Origin of the sequence: Bradyrhizobium sp. 31Argb, from assembly GCF_043638955.1 — a bacterium.
Lineage (GTDB): Bacteria > Pseudomonadota > Alphaproteobacteria > Rhizobiales > Xanthobacteraceae > Bradyrhizobium.
Map to the genome: position 1 here is coordinate 1 of NZ_JBEGDB010000029.1, position 21,559 is coordinate 21,559.

The following is a 21,559-nucleotide window of genomic DNA, read 5'->3' on the forward strand; positions in this document are numbered from 1 at the left end:
TCGAAACATGCGCCTGAGATTGCGCATCTTGGTCTCCTTCGGGAATCGGGAGACACCCGAAGAATCCAATTCGCTCCGCTATGCAATACCCCCTAAGGCCATATGCGATTCCCCTAGCTCAAGCGGGGAAGAAACCAATCCAAGCCTAGGAAGCCTAAACCGGCTCGTTAAATAGGTCGAGCGGTCACCTGACTGAGCAAATCACCGCCCTTTCGGCGTCGGCAGCAACACGGTTCGCCGGGCACGGAAATCAGGTGCGCCACACGGCGCACCTGCAAAGCGCAAGGGATGCGCCGGGTCGGCCGGTCTAACAAGGTCTAACGAGCCAAAATTCACCGTAACGGCTAATGGCATCTCGCTCGGTACCGGGCGAGATGCTATGATGCGTTACGGGAGGACCGGGCCATGGAAGAGGTGTTCGGCGGCTGCAAGGTCTGCAGCAAGCGGATGCTGACGAACTGGTACCCGCTGGTGCATGTCACCTGTGAGGCCTGCAAGCTCGCCCAGCGTCAGGCGCGCAACCGCAAGCTCGCCGCGAAACGCAAGGCCGAACGTCACGCCATCAAAGCGAAGATGCGTCCGCCGCGATGCGAGCAGTGCCGCAAGATTATCGAGGGCGCGGTGCGGCTTGACGGTCCCGGCCATTGGACGCGCAGATACTGCGGCAACAGATGCCGACAAGCCGCGTTCCGCGCCATCAACGGCTGAAGCTCATCTTGTCCAGCTCGTCACCGTCCCCGCAGCGCCTGTCCGCGCAAGGGCCTCGGATCGGGTGTGCGGACGGGCGCACCGTCGCCGGCGCGGACGGCTCGGAAGTTGCCGGTGCCGGCCTCGGCACCCGCTTCGCGAGCTGCATCTCGATGTCATCAATGTCGCGGCCATCGAGCCGCTGCAGCCGGCCGAGCCGGGCGCGGGCTTGGTGCCAGAACGCATCGCGCTCGGCGATGTCGTCGAGCTTGTCCTCTGCGATCACCGCGAGCCTGCAGACGACCTTCAGCGCCGGCTTGTCGCCGACGATGGCGCGCTCGGTGAGCGTGGCCTCGACAACCCAGTCGTCGGCGTGCTTGCGCCATTGATGCGAGGTGCGGCGGGTCCACGCGATTTCGAAAGTCGGCATCGTTTTGGTTTCCCGTGAAAACGTCGAACGCAGATTTTCAGTGCAGCGTTTAGATCGCTTGCCGAGCCCGCTGATGCGGGTTGGCACGGTGGGCGGTGTTCGGTAGCGGCCGGGTCGGATTGATGCACTGGGCGGGGCTGGCTCGCAAGCGTTGGGCGGAATGCGGCATGTCGCAGCGACAGGCGGCGAAAGTGCTGGGGGTAAATCACAAAACAATCCAAAGGGACGTGGCCCAAAGCGCGCCAGAAAACGGCGCACAAAGCGCCACCGGCGCGCTAGTAAAACGACCGACACGAAGAGGAACTTTCGATTTTGCATTTTCGCCGACGATCTGGGCGCGAATGGTGCAAGTCGGGGATTCGCGATTCCGACGAGGTTGGTTTGGCAGCGCTGCAAGACCGCGTTGGATTCCTCTCACGCCTTGGACCGCCGTGCGTCGAGCGCGGCCTGCAGCGCCTTGCGCCATTGCCGCATTGTCACCCAGTCCTCGCCGACCGGCCGCCCCGTCATGTACGACGGCATCTCGTCATCGGCGACCGAGCGATCGAAGACCGACAGGCTGACGATGTGCAGCAGGCTCCACGACAGCGCCTTGTCGATCCGCTTGAACTCGTCGTGCGCCTCGCTCTCGTCATCGACGTCGTCGTGACCTGCGGCGACGAGCTGGAGGCCGGCCTCGTACAAATCGAGCATTTCGTCGGTGATCCGAAGCGATGACGTTCTGCTCCGCGCGGCGGTCGCCATCAGTAGTGCCCCGGAGCGTTGTTCGGCGGCCGGCCGGGACGATCGCGCTTCGGCTCGTCCGACAGATGCAGCTTGCCGATCAGACGCGAGCACAGCGCCCGCGCCGTCAATTCGAGCGCGATGCAGCCATTGGGCTTGGTCGAGCCGGTCGCGGTGGCGATCATCTCGCCCTGATCGGCGATCAGCAGCCGCATCCGCTCGGCGCGGTCATAGGCTTGCGCGGCCTGCTCCAGAATGGCGAGATCGGAGACGTTCGAGAGGTCCCATTCCGCCACCACGTCCCGCCACAGCCTGCGGCCATGCTCGCCGAGGGTGGCCGGCGGTTCCGGGGCGGTTCCGGGCCGGTAAATAGCGATAGGAGCGGGTTGCAAACGGGTCATTTTGCATTCCCTTTTACCTCGAAAACAATAAATGGCCCAAAATTGGAGCGCCGCCGCGCTCGGACATGCTGCCCCTTCCGTTTTTCCTAACCCGCCCCCCGGCCCTGAAAGGAACTCCCACATCCGTTGCGCCGAGCCGGAGGCCCACAGGGCCGGCCGAACCGTCGCCGGCCTACTCAGCCTCGACCATCTCGGCCGTCTCGGCTGTGCCTGCCTCTCTGGCTTCCGGGAAACGGGCCGGCAGCGCATCGAGGGTCGGGTTCTCGCCCGGTTGCACTCCGGCGCATCGCAGCAACGCCTGCTTGGTCCGGCAGAACGACACACCATCCCACCTCATAGCGCCGTTGACGGAATGGCCGCGCTGCACGATCCATTGCACGCCGTCGCGGCATTCGATCACGCGCGTCCTGTCGTCGAGATGGACCACGACGCGATCATATTCGTCGTAGCTCTCAAGTTCGTGCCGGTCTCGCCTTCTCAAGTGCATCGCCGATCTCCTCTCTCTCTTCGTTCAGCCGCTGCAGCAACCGACCGCACGCGAAGAAGTGCAACGCCGCTTCGGCCGGCGTACCATGCGCGAGTAGCTCGGTGAAGGCTGTGCTCGTCTCATCGGCGAGCCGGCGCAGCTCGATCAGCCTCACCTCGACCTTGATGTCGTTCGCCAGCGCGCGGACGGCCTCGTCGCGTGTCATCACTGCACCAGCCGCGACGGCAGGTCGAGCACCTTGCCGGAGGTGACCAGCCGAAGCTCCAGCTCGGCGATGTTCTTTTCGAGCCGGGCCTGCGCGGTCTTCAGCTCGGCGACTTCCACTGATCGGCGTGCCAGCTCGTGTTCATAGGCCTCAGCGAGCGTGCTACAGGCGCGGACCGCGTCGAGCAGTTCAGTCTCCACCTCAGTGATGCGCTGCTCAAGGCTGGAGACGCTGATCCGCCGCTCCCGCGCTTCTCGCTCGCGCTGCTCCTCGCGTTGTGCCTGCGCTCGCTCGGCGGCCCGCTGCTCTTCCAGCTCGGTCATCTCGCGCCGCCACTTCAAGCCGGCATCTTCGGAGCGGGCCTCGAAACCGGCTGCGGAAGTTTGTACAGCGCCGGGATTTGTGTACAAACTTTCCATCGCCTCGCTGATCGACGACCGACCAGCGCGCATCTGATCAACGCGATCAAGCGTGCTGCGCGCCTCCGCGATGCTCTCGGCGGCTTGCTCTGGCGTGTACCTGTTCATCGGCTCACTCCTTCACCACGCGACGTTCTCGACGATCTGCACGCTTCCCTGCGCGGCGGCCCACGCGCATTCGGCGCGGACGCGGATGGCGATCAGGAAGCTCTGAAAAACGCTCGTGCTCGGCGCGGCGGAGACGCCCGGCGACGACACGATTTCACCGGGACTGGTGTCCTCGCGATGCAGCACCGTTTCCTTGGACGTGTCGATCTCTGGCACTCCCAGAACGCCGCTCGCAAGGCCTGCAGGCGCGGCGGCAACCACGGTCTTTGCGGGCAAGCCGAGCGACATCAGCACCTGATGATCGAAGTTCGGCCCGGTCTTCGTCTTCAGGATCATGGCCTCGCGCGGACCAGCGATGAACACGGCGTCACTCGGATCGATGCCGTTGCTGCCGATGGCAGCGACCAACGCGCCCAAGTCTTCGCTCATCGCGTCAACGCCGGCCGCCGCGGCAGCGGTCGGCGTCACGCCGTGCAGCAGGCCCGGTGGCCTGATCGCGTCGCCGGCCTTGGCGTCGAAACCAATCGTGTCAACGGATCGATCGGTGCTGTCGGCCAACACACGGCCGATCACCGCGCTGACGGACTGCGGCGAGGCGTTTTCCAGTTCTTCGCTGACGGTGCTTAAGATCAGAATTTTTCGCGCGGGGCCGACGATGGACTTGGTCATGCTCCACTGCACCACGGGACCGGGCGCATTTTCGGCGACGAAGACCGGCTGCGGTGGGAAGTTCGCGACATGCGGGACGCTGATCTGGCGAACCCCAGCGAGACTGAGCTTCAGCGCGCTCGGATGATCGAGCAATTTCCACAGAGCTGATCCGGGCGAGAGCGAGCGGAAAGAACCGACCAGATCGACGGGCGGAAAGTCTGCCGTGCTCGTCGGCGACACGGCGGCTTTCAAATTCAGGATCGTGGCGGCGCGGGCATCGTGCGGCCACGCACTGCGGAGGATTTTCTCGGCGCTACGCTGGGGCGAGGACAGCGCTCGCGCGGTGATCGCACGGCTCCAAGCGCGGCGATCGACGCGCAGGGCATCTCGGTCGAGGTCTTCGGGGACAAGCGGGCGTCGGATGTTCATGGCCGTGGCTCGTGCTGGTCGTTTCGGCGGAGCCTACGCCCGCGACGGGCCTCCGGACCGTCACGCGCACGGTTTTTTCGCGGGGCCGATCCAGCGCGCGACGAAGTCCTCGACCAGCTCGGTGACGAGGCCTTCGATCTGCTCGTGCGTCGCGTCGTCGGCAAGCCGTTCCGCCTGTTGCTCGGCGCGCAGCACCAGCGCCGCCAGCAACCGACGTTCGTGGAGCCGCAGCCGGTAGACCCGGACGCCGGCATTGCGGAGCTTGCGGCTTCGGCGGGCGCGAACTGCCCCCGCCGATGGCGGGCGCTTCGGCGGCTGGCGTGGCGGGCGGCGATGCATGTCAGGCGGCGGCCTCTTCAGTGCTGGTGCGTGTTGCTGTACTTGAGCGTTGCCATCCACGCCTTGCCGCCATCGGTGCAGATGAACATCGAATGTTCGACCTTGCCGCTATCGTGGGCGCAGATGTTGTGCGCGAAAGCCTCCCCGTCCTTGGTGCGGTAAAGGGTCTCAATCATTGAAACTCCGCTACCATCATCCTCGCAATTGTCGAAGTTGCCCTTCTTGGTGCCCATAACCTCAGACGCGGCGGTGTCGTAGACCTTGCCATTGTGCGTCCATCGGCGATTGAGGTCTTGCTTATCCATCAGTCGGTCCTCTCACTGTGTTGCCGGGAGCCGCCCGGCGCGGATGTCACTGCTCACCTGCTTCGTCACCGCGCCGTGCTCACGGCTTTGTCGTGCTCCTGCAGCGCGCCGATCACCCAGTCGTACAAGGCGGGATGTTCTTCCTTGAGCGACTCGGCGTCGCTGCTTCGCGACAGCCGCTCGCCGTTCCAGCCGAGCCACCAGTTCAGCTTCTGACGCTTTTCGTGCGGACGAGCGTTCACCCGCACCAGCTTGAGCGAGCGCCATCCATTGCGTGCCGCCGATGGCCGGTCGAACAGGACGAACTCCGCCGACGCAGCGACCGCGACCATGCTGTCGGGTTTGCTTTCCGTTGATCGCGGGGTGTCTTTCTGCTCCACTTTTTCTGCTCCACTTGCTTTCTCCAACTCAAAAACGGACGGACACCCGGACATACGGACATCCCTTAAGGGGTGATGTCCTTGTCCGTCCGGGTGTGCCGCCTGAGCCGTTCACCGGACATTTCCTTCAATGTCCGGCTTTGTCCGGCACGTCCGGCAGCCATGCCTCGTCATTCCAAAGCCCAATGAGTTGAAGCTCTTGCAGCTTGGCGACGGCCCGGACAAATGCCTTTCGTGTCGTGTCCGCGTCGTCGCTTGGATGCTTGTTGTGGAAGTATTTCCGCCAAAGTTCCTTCGGGACCACCCGGACGTTGTGTGGGATGTGATTTGAAGCCGCTGATCGCACGCCCAACTCGGCGCTCAATTCCCGCAACTGATCCAGCGCGAGCTTCTCCATCCCGGTGAGCTTCTTCGGCCGCTTGGCGGCTGCCGCCTCGTCGGTTTCCACCATGATGCAGGACGTGATCAGCTCGCCCTCGTCGTCGGTGCCCAGCTCGACCCGTTCCAGACGGCAGGCCATCGGCGCGCTCGGTTCGTCGTCCTTCATGGTCTCGACGGTGACGCTGATGGTGTCGTCCTCGTCGCGCGCGACCGCGATCTGGGCGTCGGCGGCGCCGGCGAGACTGGTGTGGCCGCGCGGCCGGGTGCCTTCGATGCCGCAGTGATGCACGATGATGACGACGCAGCCGAAGGCCTCGCGGATGATGTCGGCGGCTTGAATGAATCGCGCCATGTCCTTCGGCTCGTTCTCGCTGCCGTTCAGTCCCCGGTTCAGCGTGTCGATCACGACGACGGCGGGAATCTTCTCGCCGAGCTGCGCCCTGATCGCTGCGACCAGCCGATCGCGGTCGGCGATGACATCGACCGGCACGTCGAGCAGCCAGAACGGCGCGTCAGTCGGTGTTTCGCTGGCGAGGTGATACCTGCGCCACGCCTCGACGCGCTTGGCGAAGCCATGGCCGCCTTCCAGCGCGAGATAGACGACGGGACCTTGCAGCACGCGGTGGCCGCGATAGCTCCAGCCGAGCGCGACGTGCATGGTGAGATCGAACACCCAGAACGATTTTCCGCACTTCGGCGGTCCCCACACGACGACCAGCCCGACGCGCGGGAGGATGCCTCGCACCAGACAGCTCGACGCCGTGGACATCCGGATGTCCTTGAACGCCTTGAGCGCGAACGTGCGCGGCTGCGGCTGCTGCGGTGGTGATGGTGGCTTTCGACGCGGCTTAATAGCGAAAGCCTTTGCGATAATTGCCTGAACCTGATCGACATTGTCGAGGCCGTGCGCAGTCGCCAACTGCGTCAATGTGTCGGCGGCAATGACACGATCGAGGCCGTGCGCGACGTAGCTGGCAACCTCGGCGGCAGCGTTCGTGAAAATCTTGGTGCGAGCTGTGTGGTCATCGACGGCGGCCAGCATCCTGCGCCAGCTCGCGAAGCCTTCGGCAAACGGGCCGAGGGCGCTGACTGAGTTGCTGGCGGTGAGGTCGGTCACGGTCGGCTCCCCTCGACGAAGGTCACGACCGGTGATACAAGGCGGGCTCTTCACAGCGCCGACTTCACCGGTCGGTCATTGAGAGCCGCACCCAGCCCCTTCTGGTGCGGCTCTCGCATTTCCTCTTTCACTCGAAGCATGCCTGCGCCGATCGTCCGCGCCAAAAAGAATTTTTGCGCCGAGCTGCGATCAGGCGATCACACATAATCTGCGTGAATTTAAGAAATGGCTGTGCCGCAGGCACTTCTTCGATCACGCAGATAATCTGTTCCCAGCGATGTGATCGGGACACCACTCCGCAAGCCAAATCGGCGCGCTATACCTTGCTCGCCCATGCTGTTTCAGGTGATGCCGAATGAGATGGAGCATGGGCCTCGCCGAACGAGGGAGGCTCGCGATGATCGAAGCCAAAGCCGAAGTCGAAGTCGGCGCGCAGGATCAGCTTCGCGAGATGATGATCGAGCCGGAGGTTCTGGCGCTGACAAAAATGTCGCGAACCACGCTTCATCGGATGGAGAAGGCGGGCATGTTTCCGGCAGGTGTCTATATCGCGCCGAACACCAAGCGCTGGTGGCGAGACCAGATCGTCGGCTGGCAGAAGGCCCTCGCCGAGCACGACCACTTCAACCCGAACCGTGGCCGGGGCAAAGGCCGCCGGCAGCGCCAGCGTGTTTCATCGGATGCCAGTCAGAGCGAGCGCGCGGGCTAGGGCCTATTGGGGCCTAGCCACAAGCCAGACCGGCTGCCCCGTCACCGAGGAAATCCCAGAAGCCCCTGTCCCGCAGGGGCTTTGTTCATTTTTGCCTCTCAAAAAATAGCGCTGGACAGCAAGTCGTGTGGTCCTGGCGCCCCGACGCTGGCGCTAAGTCTTTTGCGCGAACAAGTTCGCGCGAGAGACGACGGTGGCAAGAAAGCCCGGTCACCGGGGAGAGCACGAAATAAGCCGTAACACCATCGCGCAGGGAAAGCCGGAGTCGCTTCGGTTGAACCTGTGGTCCTACCCCCGTGCTTTTTGTTGCACGGGACCCACGGGTGCAACCAGCACCCGGCTTTCCCTGCGCCCTCTGTTATCGAGGAGGGTAACAATCATGCAAATCTCGGGCACTCCGTGCCGCGAGAATGCGGACTCACATCCCCTCCGCTGTTTGAAATTTGAATCCCAACCTTCCCCACGTCCCGGGCTTGCATCCGAAATGGTGGACCGGTGCTGTCCCCGGTGAAACGTTGAAGGGCCCGCGCCGATCGCCTATCTCTGCTAAAGTTACCGATTTCGAGGATCCAGCATGACCGCATCCCAACGCAACCTTTCCGCCGCAATCGATCCCGAAAAGCTCGACCGTCTCGCCGAAGTCGCCATCAAGGTCGGGCTCGGATTGCAGCCGGGACAGGACCTGCTCCTGACCGCGCCGTCGTCGGCGCTGCCGCTGGTGCGGCGGCTCGCGGTTCATGCCTACAAGGCCGGCGCCGGCCTGGTCACGCCGATCCTCTCCGACGAAGAGGTCACGCTGGCGCGTTATCGCTATGGCCATCATGAAGGCTTCGATCGCGCGGCGAACTGGCTCTACGAGGGCATGGCAAAGGCATTCTCGGCCAACACCGCGCGGCTGGCGGTGGTTGGCGATAACCCGATGCTGCTGTCGGGCGAGGATCCGACCAAGGTCGCGCGCGCCAGCAAGGCCAATTCGGTCGCCTATCAGCCGGCGCTGGAGAAGATCGTCAATTTCGAGGTCAACTGGAACATTATCGCCTATCCCAGCGCCTCCTGGGCCAAGCGGGTTTTTCCTGACGATCCCCTGGAGACCGCGGTGGCAAAGCTGGCGGATGCGATCTTTGCGGCGTCCCGCGTCGACCAGGACGGTGCGGTCGCCGCCTGGGAGAAGCATAACGCGGTATTGCGTGAGCGGACCCAATGGCTCAACGGCCAGCGTTTCCACGCGCTGCATTACACCGGTCCCGGCACAGATCTTACGATCGGGCTCGCCGACGGCCATGAATGGGAAGGCGGCGCCTCGACTGCCAAGAACGGCGTCACCTGCAACGCCAACATCCCGACGGAAGAGGTTTTCACCACCCCGCATTGCCGCCGCGTCAACGGTCACGTCGTGAGCTCGAAGCCGCTGTCCTATCAGGGCACCTTGATCGACAATATCCAGGTCAAGTTCGAGGAAGGTCGGATCGTCGAGGCCAAGGCCTCGTGCGGCGAGGAAGTGTTGAAGAAGGTGCTCGATACCGACGAGGGCGCGCGCCGCCTCGGCGAGGTCGCCCTCGTGCCGCACTCCTCACCGATCTCCAAGAGCGGATTGCTGTTCTTCAACACGCTGTTCGACGAGAACGCCGCCTCCCATATCGCGCTCGGCCAGTGCTATTCGAAATGCTTCATCGACGGCGACAAGCTGACGCCGCAGCAGATCGCAGCCCAAGGCGGCAACCAGAGCCTGATCCATATCGACTGGATGATCGGCTCCGGCCAGACCGATATCGACGGCGTCAGGACCGACGGCAGCCGCGTGCCAGTCTTCCGCAAGGGCGAGTGGGCGTAAGCGAGTATCCTCCCTCTCCCCGCCCTTTGCGGGGAGAGGGTCGGGGTGAGGGGCTCTCTCCGCAAACACAATGACAGCGATCTTCGCGGAGGCTCCCCCTCACCCGAAACTCCGACTACACCCCATCGAGGATGATCACCGTCGGCGTCGATGGCAGCGTGTCGCGCGAAATCCTCAGCGTCCGCTCGCTGCGCTGGTCGATCTCGAACTGCTGGCCGATCAGGCGCATGAACTCGTCGAGCGGGGTGGCGAAGCGGTGCATCGGCAAGACCACGGCGGCGCGCAATCGCTTGGTGATTTCGGAGACGCCGGCAAGCGACATGGTGTAGGTGCCGTCGATCGGCACCATCACGATGTCGAGCCGGCCGATCGCGGCGAAATGGCTTTCGTCGAGCTTGTGATGCAAATGGCCGAGATGGCCGATGCAGAGGCCCGCGACCTCGAAGATGAAGATCGAGTTGCCGTCCTTGATCATGTCGCCACCGGAATCGTCGCCATAGGTGCGGCGGATGTCGGTGGTGACATTGCGGATGAAGACGTCGCCGATCCGCGTCGCGTAATGGGCAGGCTGTCCGTTCTCGCCCCAGCCTTGCAGCACATGCGGGACCTTCGGGTCGGGAAACAGCGTGTAATGCGTGCTATGCGCCCGGTTCATGGTGACGACATCAGGCAGGCGGCCGGTGCGGTAAGCGCCATTGTAATCGGTCGCGATCCGGATGCCGCCGGGGGTGTCGATGTAATAGGTGGAGTGCCCGGCATAGGTGATCGCGACCTCGTCGGCCTTGGCGACGCGGCGCAGGCTGACGGGCGTGGCGCGCGGCGGCGCATTGGCCATCGCCAGGCATTCGCTGCGCTGGGCATCCTGCCCATGGGCCGCGATGCTGAGGAAGCCGAGCAGGGCAAAGGCGGCGAGGATCGATCGCAACATGGGCAGGGTCCGTCGGCGGTGACGTCGCGCCACTCTATCGCCGAATTCCGCAGCCGTCATCGGGCTTGCCGGCGCAGCCTATGTCCGTCATTGCGAGCGGAGCGAAGCAATCCATGCCTCCACGCGCGACGCGACGGATTGCTTCGCTTCGCTCGCAATGACGTCAGTAGATCACTCCTGCCGCGGGCTGATCTTCCAGGTCGTGGCGAGCACCATCAGTGTCATGGCGCCGGTGATGACGGCCGCGATCGGCATTGCCAGCGCGAGCGCCGATGTGGCCGCCCAGCCGATCGAGCAGAAGGCTTCCGCGAAGGTGGCGACGCGCGAGGAGGTTTGGCGGCGGCGGAACTGGCTGCGCTTGGCCTGCACGCGGAACCAGAGCTGGATCGCGGCCGCCGAGATCGTGGCGATGGTCACGCCGAGCACTGTGACGACAGCCTGGAGCGCCGAGGCGAACGCCAGCGCGATGACGAACGGCGCGACCACGAGCGCGATCGACAACAGCACGACTTCGATCTTGGCGCGGATCACCTGGGACGGCGAAAGCGGCGCGGTCGCGATCAGGTCGGCGGCGTCTTCGCCCGATATCGTCAGCCAGGCGAGGCCGCCGGCGAGCTGGCCCGCCGCCATCACGATGACAGGCGTGATCAGCATCAGGCCGGCGGAGCCATCGGAAAAGCTCCGCCACAGCATCAGCGCCGGCGGTGCGAGGTAGAGCAATTGCATCAGGCTTTGCGACAGCAGCCAGGGGTCGCGCCGCAGCAGCACGAACTCCTTCCAGCGCAGCGCCTGCTGGCGCGAGCCGCGCTGGAATGTCCGCACCTTGGCCGTTCGGCTGGCCATCGCCGGGTTCGCCGAGATGCTGATGATGGTGTCGGCAAAGCGCGGCGAGAAGATTGCTACCACCACGCCGAGCAGAGCGAGGCTGAAGGCGAGCAGGAGCGAGAGCGCCTCGCCGTCGCCGAGCATGGCGCGGGCCGGCCACCACAGCATGCTGCCGGCATCAGGCGCGAAGCCAGCCACGGTATCGGAGGTCAGTACGGCGAAGCGGGACAGGGTGCCTAAGAGAGAATCGCGGCGATCTGCAGCGCGATGACGAAGCCGGCGCCGATGATCGCGGCCAGCACTTGCGCCACCAGCCGGGTGCGGCGCGGGCCGATCGGGCGGAACAGCGCCACCGTGAGGGCGGTGGCGACCGCCGCGGCCGAAAGGCCGATCGCGATGACGACGCCAAAAGCAGCAAGCCAGCGCGGTCCGCCGCCGATCACCAGCACGTCGACGAAAGGCGTCGAGAACAACAGCGCCATGCCCGTGACCTGCAGTGCGATGGCGGCGATGCGGACCGAGAAGATGTTTGTCAGTCTGACCGGCGACGACATGATCAGATCGAGGTCGGCGCGGGCGTAAAACACCCGCGTCACGGATTCGACCGCCTGCGAGAGGATGAGCGCCCAGGCGAGGAAGATCGTCGACGAGAGCACGATCAGCGCCGACTTGTCGAGCGGCAGCGTCAGGTTGGCAAAACGGCCGACCACCGCATAGGCCGGCAGATGCAGGATGGCGGCGAAAATGACGAGGCCGATCACCGCGCGTTTGCGCCGGCCCTGTCGGCCCGTCATCATCGCCAGCCATTCGCGCCAGGCGAGCCGGATCTCGTGCCGGGCGAACCAGGTGAGGTCGGTGGCCGAACTCATGCGGCGGCCGCCTCGGTCTCGACCAGGGCGATGAAGGCGTCTTCGAGGCTGGTGTCGTTGCGGCCATTGCGCTGGCGCAGTTCTGCGAGCGTGCCTTCGGCCACGAGCCTGCCCTTCGCGATGACGCCGATGCGGTCGGCCATGCGTTCGGCGACTTCAAGGATGTGCGTGGTCATGATCACGGTCGAGCCGGCGCGCACGCGCTCTTGCAACAGCCCCTTGACGTGGCGGGCGGAAAGCGCATCGAGGCCAGTCAACGGCTCGTCGAGGATGATCAGGCGCGGATCGTGGACCAGTGCACCCGCGAGCGCCACCTTCTGGCGCATGCCTTTGGAAAACCCCTCGCAGCGCTCGTGCAGATGCGGCTCGAGCCCGAGCGAGACCAGGAGGTTCTGGGCTGAGCGTTCGGAAAGGCGGGGATCGATGCCCCAGAGGCCGGCGACGAATTCGAGATATTCGAGGGGGGTGAGCTTGTCGTAAATCATCGGTTCATCCGAGACCCAGGCCATGATCTGCTTGGCGGCGATCGGATCGGACAGGGCGTCGATGCCGAAGATCGAGACCGAGCCGGCATCGGGCTTGAGCAGGCCGGCGACCATCCGCAGCGTCGTGGTCTTGCCGGCGCCGTTCGGCCCGAGCAGCGCGTAGAGTTCGCCGGCCCGCACGGTCAGATCGAGCGCGTCGACCGCCGGCCGGTCGAAACGCTTGGTTAACCCTCGCACTCCGAGTGCTGGCGGATCGGATGGCATGATGTGGGGACGGTCCAGGTTGATGTCTGGTTGCGGACCATGGGCCAAGAAGCGTTTCGGCGCGGTGAATCGGAGGCCGCAAATCGCCGGCAATGCCGGAGAACTACGGGCTGCGGCATTTCTGCGCTATTATGCCAGGCGGCGGGCGCAGCGCTTTGTTGACAGCGCTTCCCGCTTTGCGCTCAAATCGTCACCGGACACATGCAGCTTCCAGCGCTCCCGAAAAGAGGAGGGCGGAAGCGGGATGCAACGAGCAATCATTAAGAATTGCCGTGCATCGGGGAGGGAAAACGATGCTGGACTTTGTTCAGCAGCTCGTGAGCGGCATTGCGCTTGGCTGCGTCTACGGCCTGATCGCGCTCGGCTTCGTGCTCGTTTACAAGGCAACCGAGGTCGTCAATTTCGCCCAGGGCGATTTGATGATGCTGGGCGGCTTCTTCGCCTTCACCTTCATCGGCATACTCGGTCTCACTTATTGGATCGGCTTTGCCGGCGCGGTGGCGGCGATGGCGCTGTTCGGCATGCTGGCGGAGCGGCTGGTGGTGCGGCCGATCCTTGGCTATCCGCAGTTCTCCATCATCATGGCGACCATCGGGCTCGGTTACTTCCTGCGCTCGGTCGCCGGCATCATCTGGGGCACCGACGACTTCAAGATCGAGACGCCGTTCAGCCAGGGCGTCCTGCGCATCGGCAGCCTGGTGCTGGCCTACGACAAGCTGTCGGTGATCGCGGCGACAATCATCCTGTGCGCACTGCTCTATCTGTTCTTCAACCGCACCACGCTCGGCACCGCGATGCGGGCGAGCTCGGAGAACATGCTGGCCGCCTATTACATGGGCATCCCGGTCAAGCGCGTGGTCTCGATCGTGTGGGCGATCTCGGCGGCGGTCGCCACCTGCGCCGGCGTGCTGCTGGCGCCGATCACGTTCATCCATTCCAATGTCGGCCTGGTGCTGGGATTGAAGGCGTTTCCGGCCGCCGTCCTCGGCGGCTTCGGATCGATCCCCGGCGCGGTCGTCGGCGGCGTGCTGATTGGGGTGATCGAGAGTATGGCCGGCTTCTACCTGCCGCAAGGATGGAAGGACGTCGCGCCCTACATCGTGCTGCTCGCGGTGCTGCTGCTGAAGCCCGAAGGCCTGTTCGGTCTTCACGTGCGCAAGAAGGTTTGAGCAGCATGCGGTTCCTGTTCAAGACCGACTACGAAGACGACATCAAGCTATTCCCGCATTCGGGTTACATCTTCTCCTATGGCCTGTTGCTGGCGTTGCTCCTGATCGCGCCCTACGTGCTGTCGAGCTATCTGATGAGCCAGGTCGTCTTCGTCTGCATCTATGCGACGGTGGGCGTCGGGCTGTTGATCCTCACCGGCTTCACCGGGCAGGCCTCGCTGGGGCATGCGGCGTTTCTTGCGATCGGCGCCTACACCGCCGCCTATCTGCAGCAGTTCAACGTGCCCTTTCCGGTCTATTTCCTGGCCGCGGGGCTGTTGACCGGCGTGGTCGGCGCGCTCGTCGGATTCCCGGCACTCCGGCTGCAGGGCATTTATCTCGTCATCGCCACCATCTCCTTTGCCTTCATCGTCGAGGAAATCCTGGCGCGCTGGGAGAGCGTGACCCATGGCAATGAGGGCATGCGGGTCAAGACGCTCTATTTCCTCGGCGCCGCGGTGCCCCGCGACGGGCCGACCTTCTACTATCTCTGCCTGGCCGTGCTGGTGCTGACCATCGTCGGCTCGCTCAACCTGCTGCGCTCGCCGACCGGCCGCGCCTTCGTCGCGATCCGCGACAGCGAGACAGCTGCCCGCAGCATGGGCATCAACGTTTCGCTCTACAAGGTGAAGTCGTTTGCGATCAGCGCCGCCATCACCGGCTTTGCCGGCGTGCTGTTCGCGCACAAACTCTCCTTCATCAGCCCGGAGATGTTCACGCTCCAGCTCTCGATCGAGTTCATCATCGTGATCCTGATCGGCGGCACCTTCAGCCTGCACGGCGCGGTGCTGGGGGCGATCTTCCTGGTGATGATCGATCCGTTCCTGACCTATTTGAAAGACGATATGCCCGGCGTGATCGCGGGCCTCGCCGCGACGCTTGGCGCCGGCCAGGTGCGCGCGGCGCATATCCAGGACGCGGTCGCGGCCTTTGCCTCCGCCAACGGCCTGAAGGGCGCGATCTACGGCATCATCATCGTGCTGTTCGTGCTGTTCGAGCCGCTCGGCCTTTACGGCCGCTGGCTCAAGATAAAGCTCTTCTTCCAGCTGTTCCCGCTCTACAAGCGCGCCACCTTCAAGCGGCAGAAGATCTATGTGAAATCGGAGCGGAACCGATGAGCTATTTCCGCGCCGAGAATCTTTCGCTTCACTTCGGCGGCCTCAAGGCGGTCGATGCCGTCAGCTTCGCGGTCGAGAAGGGCGAGATCCTCTCGATCATCGGGCCGAACGGCGCAGGAAAAAGCTCGATCTTCAACCTGATCTCGCGCATCTACCCAACGACTTCGGGAAAGATCTTCTTCGAGGATCAGGACATCACCGAGCAGCCAGCCTATGACATCGCCAAGCTCGGCATTGCCCGCACCTTCCAGAACATCGAATTGTTCGAGAATGCGACGGTGCTTTCCAATCTGTTGGTCGGCCGTCATCGCCACTCCACTACGCAGCTCTGGCAAGAACTATTGTTCCTGCCGAGCGTTCGAGCGGCCGAGAAAGTGCATCGCCGCCGCGTCGAACAGGTGATCGAGTTCCTCGATCTCGAACCCTATCGCGACAAGCTGATCTCGGGGCTTCCTTACGGCGTGCGCAAGGTGATCGAGCTGGCCCGCGCGCTGTGCTCGGAGCCGAAGCTGATCCTGCTGGACGAGCCATCGTCGGGGCTGAATGTGGAGGAAACCGATGACATGTCGTTCTGGATCCGCGACATGAAATCCGAGCTCGGCATCACCGTTTTGATGGTCGAGCACGACATGACCTTGGTGAACCGCGTCTCCGACCGCGTCATCGCGCTGAACTACGGCAGGGTGCTTGCGATGGGCTCGCCTGCGGAAGTGCAGCAGCATCCCGACGTCGTCGCGGCCTATCTCGGAGCCTGAGGCCATGATCGCCACCGTCGTGCCCGAGACCATCCTGAAGCTCAGCAATATCGAGAGCTATTACGGGCCGATCATGGCCATCAGAGGCATCAGCCTGGAAGTACCGCGCGGCAGGATCGTCACGCTGTTGGGCGCCAACGGCGCCGGCAAAACCACCGTGCTGAAGACGATTTCCGGCATCCTCGATCCGCAGAAGGGCTCGATCGAATTCCTCGGCAAACCGATCCAGCGCATGGAAGCCGACAAGATCGTGCGGCTGGGCTTGAGCCACGTGCCGGAAGGGCGGGAGGTGTTTCCGTTCCTGTCGGTGCGCGAGAACCTGATGATGGGCGCCTATCCGCGAAAGGACCGCGACGGCGCCGCCGAGGATCTGGAGCGCGTCTACGGCTATTTCCCGCGGCTGAAGGAGCGGATCGACCAGCCGGCCGGCCAGCTTTCCGGCGGCGAGCAGCAGATGCTCGCGATCGGGCGGGCGCTGATGAACCGGCCGACGCTGCTTCTTTTGGACGAACCATCGCTTGGGCTGTCGCCGATCTTGGTGAAGGAGATCTTCACCATCATCCGCCGGGTCAATGAAGAACAGGGCATGTCGATCCTCCTGGTCGAACAGAACGCCAAGGTCGCGCTGGAGACGGCGCATTATGGCTATGTGCTGGAGATCGGCCGGATCGTGATGAACGACACCTGCGAGCGATTGATGCATTCCAAGGATATCCAGGAGTTCTATCTCGGCGCCAAGGAGGCGGGTGCGCGGGGGGAGCGACGTTGGAAAAAGAAGAAAACATGGCGTTGAGAGGGACTTGGCGGTAGATTGAAGGCCTGTCGCGAAAAGATCGGCGCAAAGCCGGCGATCGCGACGGGCGAGGAGAGGAGGGAACGGGCATGGCCGGACCGGCGGTGCTGACGGTCGCCGATACGATCGCGAGGAGCTTTGTGCTGGCGGTGGAGACGCGCGGCGACAGACCCGCGATCCGCGAGAAGAAATTCGGCATCTGGCAGCCGACAAGCTGGCGTGAGTGGCTGCAGATCTCCAAGGACATCGCCTACGGCTTGCATGCCATTGGCTTCCGCCCCGATGATGTCGCCTCCATCATCGCGAACGCGGTGCCGGAATGGGTCTATGCCGATATGGGCATCCTCTGCGCCGGCGGCGTCTCCTCGGGCATCTATCCGACAGACTCGCCGGTCCAGGTCGAGTATCTCATCAATGATTCCAGCACCCGCGTGGTCTTCGCGGAAGACGAGGAGCAGCTTGACAAGCTGCTCGCCTGCCGCTCGCGCTGCCCGACGCTGGAGCGGATCGTGGTCTTCGACATGGAGGGCCTGAGCGGCTTCTCCGATCCCATGGTGATGTCGCTTGCCGAGTTCACCGCGCTGGGCCGCAATCATGCGCAGGACAATGAGGCGCTGTGGGACGAGATGATCGGAAGCAGGACTAGCGGCGATCTCGCGATCCTCGTCTATACCTCCGGCACCACAGGTCCGCCGAAGGGTGCGATGCATGCCAACCGCAGCGTGACGCATCAGATGCGCCATGCCAACGACCTCTACCCGTCGACCGATCACGAGGAGCGGCTGGTGTTCCTGCCGCTCTGCCATGTCGCCGAGCGCGTCGGTGGCTATTACATCTCGGTCGCGCTGGGATCGGTGATGAATTTCGCCGAGAGCCCCGAGACCGTGCCGGACAATCTGCGCGAAGTGCAGCCGACCGCCTTCCTCGCCGTGCCCAGGGTGTGGGAGAAATTCTACTCCGGCATCACGATCGCGCTGAAGGATGCGACCCCGTTCCAGAATTGGGTCTACCGCCGCGCGATGGCGATTGGCTATCGTATGACCGACTATCGGCTGCAGGGCGAGCAACCGCCGCTGTCGCTACGCTTTGCCAACCGACTGGCCTACTGGCTGGTGTTCCGCAACATCCGCCGCATGCTCGGGCTCGACCGTTGCCGGATCGCGCTCACCGGCGCCGCGCCGATCGCGCCCGATCTGATCCGCTGGTATCTCGCGCTCGGAATCGACATGCGCGAGGTCTATGGCCAGACCGAGAATTGCGGGGTCGCCACCATCATGCCGACCGAACGCATCAAGCTCGGCTCGGTCGGCAAGGCCGCGCCCTGGGGCGAGGTGATGATCTGCCCGAAGGGCGAGATCCTGATCCGCGGCGAATTCCTGTTCATGGGTTATCTCAACCAACCCGAGAAGACCGTCGAGACCATCGATGCCAGGGGCTGGCTGCATACCGGCGATGTCGGCACGATCGACAACGAGGGCTACGTCAAGATCACCGACCGGATGAAGGACATCATCATCACCTCCGGCGGCAAGAACATCACGCCCTCGGAAATCGAGAATCAGCTCAAATTCTCGCCCTATGTTTCGGACGCGGTGGTGATCGGCGACAAGCGGCCGTACCTCACCTGCCTTGTGATGATCGACCAGGAGAATGTCGAGAAATACGCCCAGGACCACGACATCCCCTTCACCAATTATGCGAGCCTGTGCCGTGCGCCGGAGATCCAGGGTCTGATCCACCGCGAGATCGAGGCCGTGAATGCCAATTTCGCGCGCGTCGAGACCATCAAGAAATTCTATCTGATCGAGCGCCAGCTCACGCCCGAGGACGAGGAATTGACGCCGACCATGAAGCTGAAGCGCAGCTTCGTGAACAAGCGTTACGCCGCCGAGATCGAGGCGATGTACAGCGAGCGCGCGGTCGCTTAGGGACGACTTATTGCTCCCTCTCCCCGTTCTTACGGGACCGAGATGAGCAGAGCTCGCTCTGAGAGGGTTGGGGTGAGGGGCTCTCTCCGCGAACACGGTGACAAACGGACTCGCGGAAGCTCCCCCTCACCCGAAATTCAAGCTGCGCTTGAATTTCGACCTCTCCCCGCAAGCGGGGCGAGGTCAAGAGAAAGGCGAGGGAGCCCAAACAGGCCCGGTCCTTCGCTCGATATGGGCCATGGAGAGGAGGATCATTATGTCGAAAGCGTTCAAGGCATTTTGCCTTGCGGTGGGCGCGCTGGCGCTGACCCACCTGCCGGCGTCAGCGCAAACCAAGGTCACCAATGAAGGCATCTCGGCGAACGAGATCGTCATCGGCACCCATCAGGACCTGTCCGGCCCCATCAAGGTCTGGGGCGTGCCGGTCTCCAACGGCATGAAGTTGGCGGTGGAGGAGATCAACGCGAGCGGCGGCATCAACGGCCGCAAGATCAAAATGATCCTTGAGGACAATGGCTACGATCCGAAGAAGGCGGTGCTGGCCTCGCAGAAGATGGTCGAGCGCGACAAGATCTTCGCGATGATCGGCCCGATGGGCTCGCCGACCGTCTTGGCCGCGCAGGACGTGCTGTTCGATGCCGGCGTGCTCCAGCTCTTCCCGCTGACGGCGGCCGAATTCACCTTCAAGTTCGATCCGAGCAAGCCGCAGGAGCGGCTGAAGTTCAACAACCTGCTGCCTTATGTCGAGAGCACGCGCGCCGCGCTCAAATACATGGTGGAGCAGAAGAACCCGAAGAAGCCCTGCATCATGCATCAGGATGACGAGTACGGCAAAAACGTGCTCGACGGCTTCACCCAGCAGCTCGCAGCGATGAAGCTGCAGCCGGCCTCGATCACCAGCTACAAGCGCGGCGCCTCCGACTTCAGCGCCCAGGTCGCCAAGATGAAGGCCGACGGCTGCGACCTTGTCGTGCTCGGCACCGTGATCCGCGAGACCATCGGCGCGATGAACGAGGCGAAGAAGCTCGGCTGGGACGTGACCTTCCTCGGCGCGACGCCGACCAACGTGCTCGAAGTGCCGGCGCTCGGCAAGGAAGCGGTGGAGGGTCTCTATGCGGCGTCCGGCTTCGAGATCCCCTATGAGGACACCGCCAAGGGCAAGGTGAAGGATTGGCTCGCCAACTACAAAAAGATGTTCGGCACCGACGCCAACACGCAGGCGATCATCGGCTACAACGCGGTGATGACGTTCGCCTTCTATGCGCAGAAGGCGGGTAAGGATCTGACCGGCCAGAAGATGCTGGATTCGCTTGAATCGGGCGAAAAGTTCCTCGACATCTTCAATTCGCCGCCGACCAAGTTCTCCAGGAACGACCACCTCGCCAACACCATCACGCAGGTGCAGCAGATCAAGAACGGCCGCTGGGTGCTGACGAAGGATAGTCTGTCGTTCTGAGTATCGCCGTCATTGCGAGCGAAGCGAAGCAATCCATGCTGCCACGTTCGGAGAGATGGATTGCTTCGTCGCTTCGCTCCTCGCAATGACGGAGTCCCTTAGTTCGCCGGTTAGTGCAGCGCCGCTTCGGCCACCAGCGGCATGTCGGCATAGCGCCGGACGCCGGTCTCATCGACCACGAAAGTCGGCCGGTAGTTTCTGACGTCGGTATCGGCCACCATCATCATACGGCGGTTGTCCAGCGTCAGCCACTGTCCCTCGAGCCGGACTGCGGCCACCGCATGATCCTCGCCGCGGAGCGTGTCACGCATGATGACGATCCGCAGGTCTTCCGGCGCCATGCCGGCCAGCCGCAGCGCGACGAATTTGGCGATGGCGTAGTCCTCGCAATCGCCGGCGCCGCTCGCAAAGGTCATCAGCGGCGAAGCCCAGACGTCGATCGCGCCATATTGCACGAGGTCATCCGCGGGCCTGATCGCGAGATTGACGGCGCGGTTGACTTCACCGAGCCGGGCGCGGCCGTCTCTGGCCTTCGCGTCGTCGACGACGGCGAGGAATTTCAGCGCGGCCGGCGAGACACAGCCCTCGCGGTCGCCCTCGCACAGCGCAAGCTGCACCAGATCATCGGCGAGCCGGCGCTGCAGCCCGAGCCATTTGTCGCGCAATCCGCCCTCCGAGAGGATGGCTGTCACGCGCCCGAACGGCTCGATCGATTTCTTGATCAGGACCGCGCCCCCCGGGGACAGCAGCGTCCCCGCGCTGACCTGTGCCACCGGTGCAAGCCAAAGCAGAGCAAAGGCCAACATGAGCGCACGCAGCGCGCCCGCATAACCGAACATTCCCATCTGACACCCCCTGTCCGGATATCGGCGGCGTTCGCCAGCGCGTGACCGGATCGTTTCGTGGGAAGAGGATCGTGCGAGAGCGCTTGCGATCTGTTTAAGGAGGTGCGGACGGGCGGGAGAAATGCGGAAGACGCTGAAGCCGGTCTCGCCAAACCGTCGAAAATTTTATCGATCTTGCCAACCCCCCGCGGTCGAACCTTTTCGGGGGTAACGATGTCTTATCCTTGATGTTGGCTTAATAGGCGCGCGTCCGCAGGCGGGCTGGCGCAACAGCATCGGAAGTCGTCGGACGCATCAGGCGGCCGGTCTTTCTGAACATATGACTAACGGGGCAGCTTTTCCCTTGATCCGTAATCTACATCACATTGGGCGCCCGAACGCCGGTGTAGGTTGGCGCGGTTGGGCGGACGGCCAGCAGTCGGAAATATCCTTCCTTCGTAAGAAGTAATTGAATTCACTTCAATTTTCTGCAAATTAAATGGG

General features: G+C 63.5%; 23 protein-coding genes and 1 pseudogene. 9 read left to right on the forward strand and 15 right to left on the reverse strand.

The window, feature by feature from the left end:
* The first annotated feature begins 405 nt into the window (after positions 1-405).
* Positions 406-708 carry a hypothetical protein gene (locus tag AAFX91_RS08250; RefSeq protein WP_394566120.1) on the forward strand — a complete coding sequence of 101 codons (303 nt, stop codon included), beginning with the start codon at positions 406-408 and terminating at the stop codon, positions 706-708.
* Here AAFX91_RS08250 and AAFX91_RS08255 read toward each other — a convergent pair.
* The 11 genes from AAFX91_RS08255 to AAFX91_RS08305 all read right to left on the reverse strand — a co-directional run bounded on the left by AAFX91_RS08255 (position 698) and on the right by AAFX91_RS08305 (position 7,062).
* Positions 698-1,117, reverse strand: a complete 420-nt coding sequence (locus AAFX91_RS08255) for a hypothetical protein (protein WP_394566121.1) — start codon at positions 1,115-1,117, stop codon at positions 698-700. The two genes, AAFX91_RS08250 and AAFX91_RS08255, sit on opposite strands and share 11 nt — an antisense overlap.
* 414 nt (positions 1,118-1,531) lie before the next feature.
* Positions 1,532-1,861: a hypothetical protein gene (locus AAFX91_RS08260; RefSeq protein ID WP_394566122.1), complete on the reverse strand. Its 330-nt coding sequence runs from the start codon at positions 1,859-1,861 to the stop codon at positions 1,532-1,534.
* Entirely contained in the window at positions 1,861-2,241 is a 381-nt protein-coding gene (locus AAFX91_RS08265) for a hypothetical protein (protein WP_394566123.1), read from the reverse strand. Before AAFX91_RS08265 ends, AAFX91_RS08260 begins: the two co-directional genes overlap by 1 nt.
* Before the next feature lie 172 nt (positions 2,242-2,413).
* Positions 2,414-2,728, reverse strand: a complete 315-nt coding sequence (locus AAFX91_RS08270; protein WP_394566124.1) for a hypothetical protein — start codon at positions 2,726-2,728, stop codon at positions 2,414-2,416.
* Positions 2,694-2,933: a hypothetical protein gene (locus tag AAFX91_RS08275; RefSeq protein WP_394566125.1), complete on the reverse strand. Its 240-nt coding sequence runs from the start codon at positions 2,931-2,933 to the stop codon at positions 2,694-2,696. The genes AAFX91_RS08270 and AAFX91_RS08275 overlap by 35 nt, the downstream gene beginning before the upstream one ends.
* The gene (locus AAFX91_RS08280; protein ID WP_394566126.1) at positions 2,933-3,460 is read right to left on the reverse strand and encodes a hypothetical protein; all 528 of its coding nucleotides are present in this window, start codon (positions 3,458-3,460) and stop codon (positions 2,933-2,935) included. The genes AAFX91_RS08275 and AAFX91_RS08280 overlap by 1 nt, the downstream gene beginning before the upstream one ends.
* Positions 3,461-3,472: 12 nt before the next feature.
* Positions 3,473-4,540 carry a hypothetical protein gene (locus AAFX91_RS08285; protein ID WP_394566127.1) on the reverse strand — a complete coding sequence of 356 codons (1,068 nt, stop codon included), beginning with the start codon at positions 4,538-4,540 and terminating at the stop codon, positions 3,473-3,475.
* A gap of 60 nt (positions 4,541-4,600) precedes the next feature.
* Positions 4,601-4,750: a hypothetical protein gene (locus tag AAFX91_RS08290; RefSeq protein ID WP_394566128.1), complete on the reverse strand. Its 150-nt coding sequence runs from the start codon at positions 4,748-4,750 to the stop codon at positions 4,601-4,603.
* Positions 4,751-4,896: 146 nt separating this feature from the next.
* Positions 4,897-5,184: a hypothetical protein gene (locus AAFX91_RS08295; protein ID WP_394566129.1), complete on the reverse strand. Its 288-nt coding sequence runs from the start codon at positions 5,182-5,184 to the stop codon at positions 4,897-4,899.
* A gap of 65 nt (positions 5,185-5,249) precedes the next feature.
* The gene (locus AAFX91_RS08300) at positions 5,250-5,618 is read right to left on the reverse strand and encodes a hypothetical protein (protein WP_394566130.1); all 369 of its coding nucleotides are present in this window, start codon (positions 5,616-5,618) and stop codon (positions 5,250-5,252) included.
* Positions 5,619-5,691: 73 nt separating this feature from the next.
* Positions 5,692-7,062 (reverse strand): AAA family ATPase, encoded by a 1,371-nt coding sequence (locus AAFX91_RS08305; protein ID WP_394566131.1) that lies wholly within the window; start codon positions 7,060-7,062, stop codon positions 5,692-5,694.
* Between the two features lie 397 nt (positions 7,063-7,459).
* On the opposite strand from AAFX91_RS08305, the gene AAFX91_RS08310 reads away from it, so the two are divergent.
* The gene (locus tag AAFX91_RS08310; protein ID WP_394566132.1) at positions 7,460-7,771 is read left to right on the forward strand and encodes a helix-turn-helix transcriptional regulator; all 312 of its coding nucleotides are present in this window, start codon (positions 7,460-7,462) and stop codon (positions 7,769-7,771) included.
* A 574-nt stretch (positions 7,772-8,345) separates the two neighbouring features.
* Positions 8,346-9,602 (forward strand): aminopeptidase, encoded by a 1,257-nt coding sequence (locus AAFX91_RS08315; RefSeq protein ID WP_394566133.1) that lies wholly within the window; start codon positions 8,346-8,348, stop codon positions 9,600-9,602.
* A 115-nt stretch (positions 9,603-9,717) separates the two neighbouring features.
* Here the strand turns inward: AAFX91_RS08315 and AAFX91_RS08320 are convergent, their stop codons facing one another.
* The 3 genes and pseudogenes from AAFX91_RS08320 to AAFX91_RS08330 all read right to left on the reverse strand — a co-directional run bounded on the left by AAFX91_RS08320 (position 9,718) and on the right by AAFX91_RS08330 (position 12,973).
* Positions 9,718-10,530 carry an MBL fold metallo-hydrolase gene (locus tag AAFX91_RS08320; RefSeq protein WP_394566134.1) on the reverse strand — a complete coding sequence of 271 codons (813 nt, stop codon included), beginning with the start codon at positions 10,528-10,530 and terminating at the stop codon, positions 9,718-9,720.
* Between the two features lie 171 nt (positions 10,531-10,701).
* A pseudogene (locus AAFX91_RS08325) lies at positions 10,702-12,224 on the reverse strand (permease).
* A complete protein-coding gene (locus tag AAFX91_RS08330; RefSeq protein ID WP_394566135.1) occupies positions 12,221-12,973 on the reverse strand; it encodes an ABC transporter ATP-binding protein in 753 nt (250 codons plus the stop codon). The pseudogene AAFX91_RS08325 and the gene AAFX91_RS08330 overlap by 4 nt, the downstream one beginning before the upstream one ends.
* A gap of 293 nt (positions 12,974-13,266) precedes the next feature.
* On the opposite strand from AAFX91_RS08330, the gene AAFX91_RS08335 reads away from it, so the two are divergent.
* From AAFX91_RS08335 to AAFX91_RS08360, 6 genes are all read left to right on the forward strand, one after another.
* The gene (locus AAFX91_RS08335; RefSeq protein ID WP_394566136.1) at positions 13,267-14,142 is read left to right on the forward strand and encodes a branched-chain amino acid ABC transporter permease; all 876 of its coding nucleotides are present in this window, start codon (positions 13,267-13,269) and stop codon (positions 14,140-14,142) included.
* Positions 14,143-14,147: 5 nt separating this feature from the next.
* Positions 14,148-15,299: a branched-chain amino acid ABC transporter permease gene (locus AAFX91_RS08340; RefSeq protein WP_394566137.1), complete on the forward strand. Its 1,152-nt coding sequence runs from the start codon at positions 14,148-14,150 to the stop codon at positions 15,297-15,299.
* Positions 15,296-16,054 carry an ABC transporter ATP-binding protein gene (locus AAFX91_RS08345; RefSeq protein ID WP_130578291.1) on the forward strand — a complete coding sequence of 253 codons (759 nt, stop codon included), beginning with the start codon at positions 15,296-15,298 and terminating at the stop codon, positions 16,052-16,054. Before AAFX91_RS08340 ends, AAFX91_RS08345 begins: the two co-directional genes overlap by 4 nt.
* A gap of 4 nt (positions 16,055-16,058) precedes the next feature.
* Positions 16,059-16,847: an ABC transporter ATP-binding protein gene (locus AAFX91_RS08350; protein WP_394566138.1), complete on the forward strand. Its 789-nt coding sequence runs from the start codon at positions 16,059-16,061 to the stop codon at positions 16,845-16,847.
* Positions 16,848-16,936: 89 nt separating this feature from the next.
* Positions 16,937-18,775, forward strand: coding sequence for an AMP-dependent synthetase/ligase (locus AAFX91_RS08355; protein WP_394566139.1), 1,839 nt, complete (start codon positions 16,937-16,939; stop codon positions 18,773-18,775).
* Positions 18,776-19,031: 256 nt separating this feature from the next.
* Entirely contained in the window at positions 19,032-20,231 is a 1,200-nt protein-coding gene (locus AAFX91_RS08360; protein ID WP_394566140.1) for an ABC transporter substrate-binding protein, read from the forward strand.
* Between the two features lie 110 nt (positions 20,232-20,341).
* Here the strand turns inward: AAFX91_RS08360 and AAFX91_RS08365 are convergent, their stop codons facing one another.
* Positions 20,342-21,076: a transglutaminase-like cysteine peptidase gene (locus tag AAFX91_RS08365; RefSeq protein WP_394566141.1), complete on the reverse strand. Its 735-nt coding sequence runs from the start codon at positions 21,074-21,076 to the stop codon at positions 20,342-20,344.
* Between the last annotated feature and the right edge of the window lie 483 nt (positions 21,077-21,559).